1 protein-coding gene and 1 pseudogene are annotated in these 1,169 nt (G+C 65.6%); one reads left to right on the forward strand and one right to left on the reverse strand.

What is annotated here, in order from left to right:
• On the forward strand, positions 1-578 hold a 578-nt coding region (locus tag AC097L_RS25405), incomplete at its 5' end, for an Ivy family c-type lysozyme inhibitor (protein ID WP_479589480.1).
• Between the two features lie 52 nt (positions 579-630).
• Here the strand turns inward: AC097L_RS25405 and AC097L_RS25410 are convergent.
• A pseudogene (locus tag AC097L_RS25410) lies at positions 631-1,169 on the reverse strand (hypothetical protein); the annotation flags it as partial.

Below are 1,169 nucleotides of genomic sequence, written 5' to 3' on the forward strand. Positions count from 1 at the left end.
CCTACTTTGGCAACAGCCCACCGGCGGGATTTTTGGTGGCCTTTATCAGCCAGATCAAGGGCAAGGAGCAGATGACGTTTTTGGTCCATGAAGACCCGCGTGGCCGCTACATCTTGATCGAGAACGAAGGCAACAAGCTGTCCGCCTACCTGGGTCCGGCCCGCATGGCCGCGCAGTACCGGCGCTGCGATGGCCCACCCGCCGTGGCGGCACCCGCCGCCACTGTGGCGCCCGGCGCGGCCCCGTTCAGCTACGAGGTGTTTGCCACGCCGCAATTCAAAAGCCAGTTTGCCTTGATCTCCGCTTCGGTGCGCCAGGTGCCGTGGTTGGCCCGCATGGAGGGGCCGAACAGCCAGATCGCGCGGGTGAAAGTGGGCAACAAGGAGTATTTGCGCGCCGACCTGTGTAAGCCGCACGACTGCCACGACTACAACGTGCTGTTTCTCTACGCCCCGCAGCGCAATGTGCTGTACGCCCAGGTGCACCAGAAGGGCCAGGTTACGCTGCTGGGCGACCCACCCCGTGCCGAGGCCGCTGCTTTGGGCAAGTTGTGGACGGCGCAGTTTCGCAGCCCATAAGAAAAATAGGGATGAAATAGGCCTCTGACGCTTATTCCATGGGCGTGACAAGCTACTGAATCAATAGCGTTTGCCGGGCGCTGTGCACCGCCTGCGCCAGGGCCAGTCCGGCCGGAATACCTAGCAAACCCTGGCCCAGGTGGGGCGTACAGAGGTGGGCATGGTGCAGCGGGCTGGCATCGGGCGCATCGCTGATGCGTACCACGGGCATGCTCTGGGGCGCTGCCGCGCTCTCTTTGGCCAGCGCCACCCACAGCAGCACATCGCCCGGTTCCGGCTGCCACCCAAGCGCGGGCCGCCACTGCACCTGCAGCCCGGCCACGCGCAGCATGTCGGCGTAGCACTGGGCCACTTGTGCGGTGGCGGGGCTGGCCTGCAGCCACACGGTGCCGGCCTGGCCCAGCAGGTGGGCGGCCAGGCCGAGCGCGTTGACTGTGTCGCCGTCCACCTGCAGACCCTGGCCCTGGTCCGCACCGGCCTCGGTCAAAAACGCCATCTTGAAGTCCAGAAAGCCGCGAAACCCGTAGCGCTTGGCCAGGCGCACCACGGTAACCGGTTGGGTCTCGCAGTGCTGCGCCACCTCCTGGATGC

The sequence above is a fragment of the Rhodoferax sp. RT5P35 genome, assembly GCF_056521385.1.